Raw genomic sequence first — 8,907 nt, 5'->3', positions numbered from 1 at the left:
TCCGGAACTTTAGGCAAATAGACGTCTGGTCGTGATTACGCCGGTAATCACGACCACTTTGAAGTACCCCGACGCCGTCGGTGAAGCACGAATGCTGCAACCGCCTCACGACGGCGCTTCCCCCAGGGTAGAGGCACCGAGACCGGGCCTGCAGGACGGTGGAGGGCCGGTGGATGCCTGATCGAGCGCTTTCGACGTCGCTCGACGACAGCTTTGAGCGCTACCTCCAGGACAAGGGGAAAGGCCGCGGCGGCGACGGTGGGAACTATCGACGCAACGCAGCCCGCGAGCTCGAGCGGTTCGCCGAGTGGGCCGCCGGGGACCGCGGCGCCGACGACTGGACCGGGATCGTCCCCGACGACGTCGACCGCGAGCCGACCTTCGACGATCTCGACGAACGCGTCTTCCGGGAGTACGCCCGACATCTCGGTGGAGATCGGGGACTCAAGCAGAACACAGTACAAACCTATTACCGCTATATCTCAGCGTGGTGTGGCTGGTGTGTCAACGAGGGATATCTCGAGGCGCATTACGCGCAGCGGGCCAGTGCGATGGCGCCGTTACCGGAGGACGACGGCCGCAAGCCCGGAGACCAACAGGCCTGGACGTCCGAACAACGCCACGCCCTCACCCGCCACGTCGACAAACGGGCTCGCGACGCCGTCGAGGCGTACACGACACTCCCAGAGGATACTGACCCCATCGACAAGCAGCGAGCGCGCTACGCGGCGCTGAAGGCGGCTCGTGACCGGGCGCTGGTGTTCGTCCTCGCGTACACAGCTGTCCGGGTCGGGGAACTCCTCCGGGACCCGAATGACCCACGCCGGCGCGGCGTTCGCTGGGAGGACCTTTCCCTCGACGACGGGAGTATGGACGTCTACCGGAAGAAACAGCAGTGGGACGCCGCGAGTCTTCCCGATCCGGTGATTTCTCCGTTGCAGAGCTACCGTCAGCTGGTGGACCCGCCGACGGACCGCTGGCCGGTGTTTCCGACGTTCGACCAACGGACGCTCGCAGAACTCGTCCGGGAAGAGCTAGCCGAACGAGGGGAACGCCCAGAAGTAATCGACGAGCGACGTGAGGCATGCGCCCGGGACCTCTTGCTGGCGCTCGATGAGAATATTCGGCCGCCGTCGATCACGACGGACGGCGCACGGTCGATTCTTAAACGGCTCTCGGAGGCCGCAGGGATCGACATCGACCATCCGAAACACGATTATCTTGCTCCGCACGGCGGTCGCCGAGGGATGGGTGAAGTCCTCGTCCGTGCATTTGGGTATACAGTTGCGGCTCGATATCTTGATAATTCCGAAGAGATGGTTCGAGAGCGGTACTCTCACATCGAGGCCGGCGAACTCGGTGATGTGGCGACGGAAGCACTCAACGAAGTCGATTCTCTGAACCGTTCGTGAACGAGGAGACGAGACGAACTTGGATGAGTGACTGACTTCCCGTTTATGGAGGAATCCAACTTGTGTGGTCGTGGAGAGTAGTCTCGGGAGTCTCCATCGTCGCCCCGCACTTGGGGCAGTAATCTTCGATCGCGTCCTCGTCGTAGAGATAGTGATCACACTCGGGAGGGCTGGCTTGGAAATACACGTCATCCCAGTCGAGATCAGGCTCTCGACCGTAGAGACAGAATGTACTGTGTCCTGACCGCCCTCGGTGGTTCGTCACTAACCGTACGGGGCAGTACATACACTCGCGGAGTTCGATTAACGGCTGGTCAGAATGGTTCGTCCAGAGCGTTTCTCGCCGCCCCCATTCGTGAAACCCCTTCGGCCCACGGCAGCGCTCTATCTCAGGTCGTCTCGCAAGCAGCTTCTCCACCTGTGCGGAGTGGTACTGGCTTCCTGCCCACTTCCAGAACGGATCTCGGTCGTACTCCCGGACAATCGCGTTCTTAAGCGCTTTCAGAGGAAAGTCAGGGCCGTGCTCGTCGCTCGCGATGTAGGTGAAACTGCCGTCGGACTCGTGAAGCCGGCGTAGCTCGCAACCCTGGGCAGTACAGATATCGTACGTAATCAGGTCAACCTGTCCGCGAGGATGAGCATAGGGCGGCACACGCTCCCACGCGTGTTCGCCGTTGTAGAGGAGCGCTTGGCAGTTCGTAAATCGGCTCGCTTTGCTCGTTCGTTGGGCGTACCCAGAACCGTCGTCTTGCTCAAATTCGGCACCGATCGTATCGTAGTTGAACGTATCCAGAAGGACTGTTGCTGCGCGTATCCAGACGACCGAGTACCCAGCGGCCAAGTAGTCATGCGTCACCTGATGGACGTCTTTGTCCTCGTGGCTGTGCTGTACCTCAACGGCGAGCCCTTCCCCGAAATAAGGGTTCCAATCGTCAAAGGTCGCGAGTGCGTCGGCCCGGCGTTCGGTCACAGGTGTCGGCACATCGGCCACGTCGATGTCTACCTCCGTCTCGATGCGGGCGTTTTCTCCGAATTGCTGGTGCAGAGCGACCTCGACACGGGCGACTGCGCGTTCGTGGGTCTCCGACTCGCCACCATTCGAGCAGCGCTGGCTGGCGTCATCTGATACGTGGTAGAAGTGTCGAGACTTGCTCGGCGCCGATCGTGGGTACATCGTCCCGCCGCATACCGGACAGGTGACGGCTTCCCCATCGTCGATAATGGCGGGGACGACAGGCTGACCATCAAGACGACCCCGGAAGGGCATATCTCTACAGTACACTTCATTAATCAAGTAATCTCCCTTCAGGGATCTGGACCGAGAAAGCGAAACGACGCCATTGAGCTGTGAGGACCACTCAGATGACCACTTGAGAACTTTGAACATTTATATAGAGGACGGGAGAAGTCCGCGATGGAATGTCTGACCTCATCGTCAAAGCAGCCGTGAAGGACGCACTTTCGGACCACAACGTCTCGGCAGATTTCTACGACGCCCTCAACGAAGAGGTCGCCGAACTGCTCGACGACGCCGCAGAGCGTGCTGAGGCCAACGACCGGAAGACGGTCCAGCCCCGCGACCTGTAGGCCTGCGTAACGCAGCCAACCCCGCCACTCGAACGTAGCTTTTTGAGGTTCCTGTTCAGAAGTTAGGAAACGGAGATGGCGGACGCACCGGATACCGAACGGCAGGCGGTCGAACCCGATGCGAGAGAGGTCCTTAGCGTGTCCCAGCTGAACGACCGGATCGCGTCGGTCGTCCAGGACACGCCTGCCCTCAACGGCGTCCGCTGTCTCGGAGAGGTCACTGACCTCCACAAGAACAGTACGGCACTCTACTTCACGCTCAGCGACGGCGAGGCCGAGCTCCCCTGTATGATCTGGGCGAACCGTTACCGGGAGATGGACGCCGACCTCGAGGACGGGACTGAAGTCATCCTCGAGGGCGATATCGACTACTGGGTCGAAGGTGGGAAGATCGACCTCAAACCGTGGGAGGTGATCGTCGTCGGCGACGGCGACCAGGCGGCTGCAGTCGAGCGACTGCGAAGCGAACTCGAAGAGCGTGGCTGGTTCGACGACGAGCAGAAACAGCGCCCGCCGGCGTTCCCGGAGCGGGTCGGCGTCGTCACGTCCCTTCGAGGAGACGCCCGGTACGACATCCAGAACGCGATTCACGGACAGGACCCCACCGTCGACATCCTGGTGAAGGACGCAACCGTCCAGGGGTCGAACGCGCCGACGTCCATCGCGAACGGCATTCATCATCTCGACCGCTCGGAGGACGTCGACGCCATCATCGTCGGTCGGGGCGGTGGGAGCGATTCGAACCTCCAGGCCTTCAACACCGACCGGGTTGCGGAGGCGATCTTCACCGCGAATACCCCGGTGGTCACCGCGATTGGACACACTGATGACCGACTCATCGCGGATCAGGTGGCGGACGTCGCGACGATCACGCCGACCGCTGCCGGCGAGTATATCGTGAACTCCCGCCAAGAGTTCCTCGCGAGTGAGATCGAGCCGCTGGAGCAACGGCTCGACGCCGCGTACGAGACCTTCCAGCAGGACCACGAACACGAACAGGAGCTCGCCGAAGCAGTCGATGAAGCGACCGCACCCGAGGGCCTCCCACCGATTTACTACAAGGTCGCCATCGTAGTGCTGCTGTTGCTGTTGTTGGTCATCACCGGACTTTGGCTGGGGGTGATCTAACCGTGGCAAACGACTCCGAAATCCACGATCGACTGAGTCGCGTCGAGGAGATCATTGAACAGCTCGATGCGGACGAGTGCGACCTTGATGAAGGTACTGCACTCCACGAGGAAGGTGAGGAACTCTTGGCCGAAGTGCGAGAGATCCTCGACGAGGGGAGCGGAGAAGTTGTGGAGCTCGAATAAGCGATCTGATTCTCAGCTTTAACCAACAGACCCCCCACCGTACTCGGCAGGTGTTGGTTAAGTCTTTTTCTACGAGGGCAACAAGTAATTTGGTTATAATTTACTCAACAAATTTGCAGTTATTACTGGCCAGAAAGCATTTAGGCATCATCCAGCTACCGCGCCAATATGTACCGGGACTCAGCCGGTGCATACCCATACCCGCATGTATGATTACGAGGTCAGTCACCATCGAGGACATCGATGACCTGTACCTGATGTGGAACGACCACATCAACGCCTCCGCCCTCTATCGCCGCGCCCTCCGCGAGGAAATGGAAGTCCGCGGTGTTGACCCCGATGAACTCCGCGACCTCCTCGAACGGGCCCGCGAGCAGGGCTACACGCTCGAAGAGATCGCAGAAGACACCAACCGATTCGACGACCTCCAGTCGCTCGTCGAAGAGCAGCAGAACCAGCCAACGGCTGGAGACGCCACTGACGATTAACCCGCTATGTCACAGGATCAGACTCCCTCCGACCCTGAGCGTAGCGTCGAAAACCAGTCACCGCTGACCGGGAAGATCCCTCGACAGGCAGCGCTCACCGTCGTCCTCCTGAGCCTGTTCGCTGTCCAGCCGGTCGCCGCCCAGAGTAACGCGGTCTGTAGCGCAGACAACCTCCCGAGTATGATTGAGGGGTTCTTCCAGCTGACCACCGCGCTGGGGATCGTCGGCCTCGCCATCGTCTGGCAGGCTGACTCCCTCATCGAGATGTTCACCCTCAATCCCGAGCAGAAGAAGGGCCTCAAGCGCCACAAGCGCTCGGCGATGAAGTCCGCGGTCGTCCTCGTCGTGCTCGGCCCGCTCTATACGGTTGCCGGGTCGATGATGGGCCTCCCGCTGGCGCAGTGCGTCGACCTCGTCCCCTGGTAACCACCCCACAGTCCCCGTTGCGAGCCCTATGAACCATCGAGAGCTCTCCGTGCTCATGGCCGGCTTGCTCGCGACGAGCCTAGTCACGGGTATCGTCGCCGCTGACCCGCCGCGACCGGGTACGGAGGGGAACGGGCTCACGGAAAACGAGTCGGCGACACTGTGGTCACGTGATGCGGACAACTACATCACGCAAGAGGAGTACCGCCAGCGGTACGGCGAGGACCGCTCCGCCGTCCATCAGGTCGCCAACGGGACGGACATTACGTTCAAACGACCGCCGGCGACTGCGGCGACGTGGACGCGGAACGACTTCGAGGACCTCGACGCCGGCGGCCCAGATACGTCCGTACATCCACCGCACGCGGACCTCGAGGACGGCGTCTTCATCGAGGATGCCCACACGACGATCTTCGCGGTCCAGCCCTCTACTCGTGGCCACCTCGAGTCCGGTGAAACCCCACTGTACATCGCACCGAATGGGACGATGCGCGGGTTCGTTGATTACCGCGTTCGCGTCCCCAACGGGAGTTCCTCCGGCAACACGACGATCTCGTGGTCGCTCACGGAGCACGAGATCGAAGAAGTACGGTTGAAGAAGGACGGCGAGACCATCGCCGAGCGTGCCGGGGCCCATACGCCTGCCCTCGACTACCAGATCGAGGACGACTGGAGTGCGAATCTCACGCTGGAAGCGGAGATAAGCGTCCGGCTGAAGAAAACCGTCAGGACCGACCTGGGTGACCGGACGGACGTCGACGTCACCTACCGGACGGAAACACGGAACGTCTCCGATTCGATCGCCGTCGAGATCTACGATCTCTCGGCGTACCCCTACTACGCCGAGTATCCGAACGGCGACGCCGGTGTGGCCATCTTCCAGTCGCGGCCGTGGCAGGGGTACACGCTCACGGAGGACGGTGAGGCACGGGTCCGTGGCATCTGGCGGTTCTACACCGCTCGGAACACCAACTGGGACACGCTCGTCCGGTCGAATCGCACGGATAGCGCCACTGTCGAGTCAGACGCGATTCCGGTGTACGTCCATGCCTATCCCTCGCGGATCGGGCCGCGTGCCGAGCCGGTCCGAGACGGACCGGAACTCATCGAGACCTGGGGGACTGACCGCCCGTCACCGGTCGGGACCATTGGTGAGAACATCAATATCGACATCGTCAACCAGTCGTACACGACGACGTACGGCGTCGCCGTTCGAGCTGAGAACGTCGATCGAGAGGCGCTGCACGTTGCGGGCATCGTCCGGGGCGTGAATGCGTCAATCGTCGAGCCGGATGCCGGCTCCGAGCGGCAGCTCCGCCGCAGCAATCTCACTGTCGAGGTCATCCAGCAGAATCAGTCCCAAGCGACGCTCAGGGTCGAACTGCGGGACAATCAAACTGGTGCGCCGATTGCGCTAGACGATAGCCGTCAGTATCCAATCGGCGGCACCACCCGGAACGGGTACATCACGGTCGCGGATCAGCGCGTCGAGACCAACGCCTCGGGGGTGGCGATCGTGACCATCGACGAACCGGGCATCTACACGGCTCGGTACCATCCGGGCTCGTGGCTCGGTCACGACCCGGCGTACGTGAGTGATACCGCGACGGCCCGGTGGCACCCACTCGGGACGATAGACGGCTGGTTTGCGCTAGTGTTCGAGGTTGGCTGGCAGCTCCTGCCGTTCTTCGTGATGTTCTACGCTGGCAAGCGCCTCCTGCGGATGCTCGGCCCAGAAGACATCTTCGGACAAAACCCATGACTCAGGACAATCCCCACCTCAGTAGACGGACCGCCCTCCGAACAGTCGCCGGCGCCGCTCTTGCGAGCGTGGCCGGTTGTATGGATGGCAACGGAAGCACCGGTCCTAACGGTAGTTCAAGTCCAGGAGGCGGATCTGGTGTGTTCCGGCAGGTGACTGTCGAAGGAACAGAACTCATAGTCCAGTTCGATTCGGACTCGGAGTTCGACCAGATCAACCTCATTCAACCGGACGGCGAACTGTTCGGACAGCGGGAGGTTGCTGCAGGTTCCCAACAAGTCTCATTTGATCTCGGCACAACGTACACTCCTGGCGAGTACGAAATAGTAGCCCTCAGTGGTGAGGAAACAGTTGGTGAAAGCTCGCTTTCAGTCCAGCCAAACCTCGGGATCGTCGAGATGGGCATCGGTAGAAACCAGCCTGAAGAGATGTGGGATGGACCAGAAAGCGAAATCGAAGAAGAGGCTTTCGTCACCCTCGAAAACCAGGGGACTGGACCCGATGCAGTTACAAAATTGCTCTTCATCGGTGATGTCCCCTATCCGTCCGACCAAGAGGGGACGAACTATGTCGATGATGAAGACGTAAGCGGGATTTACGACCCGGAATCCGACTCCGAGGTTGAACAGGTCATTATCGGTCCGGGGGAGCAAATTACGCTCTATAGTTCACGCTCGCCGTTCGCTTTCGTTCCTGGAGCAGGCACGTCCTGTTCGGAGGAGTCGAAAACCGGTGAGTTTGAACTAATACTCGAGACGCGAGTTGGTGGGGACCGAGTCACCAAAACGTACAGTATCCAGTATTCAGGCTCCCAAGAAACCGATAACTGCGAAATTTCCATCAGTGAGGCTTGACCATGGTTGATCTAATCGACGTCGTCCTTGAGGGATTCAAAGAGGTCGTCGATTGGATTGTCGGCCTCTTCATGGACGGCCTGCGTTCCGGCTATGAGACCCTCACCGAGGAGATGTTCGGGACACCAACGCCGGAGACGGATGGTGCATTCGTCTTCGGAGAGCCCAGTAATGCTCCTTGGCCGTCAATTCAGGACGCGCTTGTAGGTGGAGAGATCATGTTGATCTCGCTGCTGCTCCTCGTGATGTGCGTTCAGGGGCGTCACACGATCCGTATATTCAATATTGGGAGCGCATACGAGGCTAGGCGCACCAAGAAAACAGCTTGGGTCGGCGCGTTTCTGATTATCAGCTGGTACTGGGTCAGTATTCTTGGACTCTATATCGTGGACGGGTTCACTATCGCCCTGATGCCGAGTCTGGGTTCTCTGGGCGATGCGATGCTCAACTTGCTCGAAGTCTCAATCACAAACCCTGGACTGTCACTCGTATTCGCACTGATTGGAGGACTCTCAATGTGGGCGTTGGAGGCACTCTACTACATTCGCGAAGTCTTGCTCTACGTCTACGTATATGGAATGCCGATTGCGTTCGCGCTGGCCTACGGAAACATTCCCGTGCTCTCGGATATCGCGATGGGGTTCAGTAAGAAATTCGTCCCGTTAGCGGTCCTGCCTCTGCCTGCAGCGGTGGTGTTCAAAGGATACGACTTGCTGTACTCTCAGAACGCCATTGCTCCGAGTAGTCCGTTTTTGCGGTATCTAGTCGCGGCTTCGCTTCCGCTGATTGCACTCTACCTAACCTGGAAGACGTTCAAGTACGCGACCCCGCTGACGGCGAAGGTTCTCGGTGGTGCGACGAAGGGAGCGGCCCTCATCGGCGGTGTCGCCGCTGGGGCCTACATCGGCGGCGCCGGCGTCGCGACGACCGCGGCCCGATGGGGACCGAAGGCCGCTGCCGGACACGCTGTGGCGCAGAAAGCGGCAGCCCGGGGCGCGAATAGCGACGAAGACAGCGGGACGCCGTCCTACCGGCGGACCGAGAACGATCCTGGAAGCTACTAAC

At 60.3% G+C, this 8,907-nt stretch carries 10 protein-coding genes; 9 read left to right on the top strand and 1 reads right to left on the bottom strand.

Going from position 1 to position 8,907, the window contains the following annotated elements; genetic code table 11:
• The first annotated feature begins 173 nt into the window (after positions 1–173).
• Positions 174–1,412, top strand: a complete 1,239-nt coding sequence (locus tag NO889_RS14060) for a tyrosine-type recombinase/integrase (RefSeq protein WP_256412855.1) — start codon at positions 174–176, stop codon at positions 1,410–1,412.
• A gap of 43 nt (positions 1,413–1,455) precedes the next feature.
• On the opposite strand, the gene NO889_RS14055 is transcribed toward NO889_RS14060, so the two are convergent.
• A complete protein-coding gene (locus tag NO889_RS14055) occupies positions 1,456–2,799 on the bottom strand; it encodes a competence protein CoiA (protein WP_256412854.1) in 1,344 nt (447 codons plus the stop codon).
• 32 nt (positions 2,800–2,831) lie between these two features.
• Between NO889_RS14055 and NO889_RS14050 the strand changes: the two genes are divergently transcribed.
• The 8 genes from NO889_RS14050 (at position 2,832) to NO889_RS14015 (ending at position 8,906) form a co-directional block, all read left to right on the top strand.
• On the top strand, positions 2,832–2,999 hold the full coding sequence (locus NO889_RS14050) for a DNA-binding protein (protein WP_004048632.1): 168 nt from the start codon (positions 2,832–2,834) through the stop codon (positions 2,997–2,999).
• A 75-nt stretch (positions 3,000–3,074) separates the two neighbouring features.
• Complete coding sequence (xseA, locus tag NO889_RS14045) at positions 3,075–4,127, top strand: exodeoxyribonuclease VII large subunit (RefSeq protein ID WP_256412853.1); 1,053 nt, start codon at positions 3,075–3,077, stop codon at positions 4,125–4,127.
• A 2-nt stretch (positions 4,128–4,129) separates the two neighbouring features.
• Positions 4,130–4,312, top strand: a complete 183-nt coding sequence (gene xseB, locus NO889_RS14040; protein WP_135822919.1) for an exodeoxyribonuclease VII small subunit — start codon at positions 4,130–4,132, stop codon at positions 4,310–4,312.
• Between the two features lie 209 nt (positions 4,313–4,521).
• A complete protein-coding gene (locus NO889_RS14035; protein ID WP_008364407.1) occupies positions 4,522–4,800 on the top strand; it encodes a hypothetical protein in 279 nt (92 codons plus the stop codon).
• A gap of 6 nt (positions 4,801–4,806) precedes the next feature.
• A complete protein-coding gene (locus tag NO889_RS14030; protein WP_008364408.1) occupies positions 4,807–5,226 on the top strand; it encodes a DUF7985 family protein in 420 nt (139 codons plus the stop codon).
• Between the two features lie 28 nt (positions 5,227–5,254).
• Positions 5,255–6,988 (top strand): DUF8186 domain-containing protein, encoded by a 1,734-nt coding sequence (locus NO889_RS14025; protein ID WP_256412852.1) that lies wholly within the window; start codon positions 5,255–5,257, stop codon positions 6,986–6,988.
• A complete protein-coding gene (locus NO889_RS14020) occupies positions 6,985–7,842 on the top strand; it encodes a hypothetical protein (RefSeq protein WP_379787781.1) in 858 nt (285 codons plus the stop codon). The genes NO889_RS14025 and NO889_RS14020 overlap by 4 nt, the downstream gene beginning before the upstream one ends.
• Positions 7,843–7,844: 2 nt before the next feature.
• Positions 7,845–8,906, top strand: a complete 1,062-nt coding sequence (locus tag NO889_RS14015; protein ID WP_159670498.1) for a TrbL/VirB6 family protein — start codon at positions 7,845–7,847, stop codon at positions 8,904–8,906.
• The last annotated feature ends 1 nt before the right edge of the window (position 8,907 follow it).

Source organism: Halorubrum rubrum (assembly GCF_024494685.1).
GTDB lineage: Archaea > Halobacteriota > Halobacteria > Halobacteriales > Haloferacaceae > Halorubrum > Halorubrum rubrum.
The sequence above is the reverse complement of the archived record's forward strand: the minus strand, read 5'-3'. Positions and strand labels throughout refer to the sequence as shown.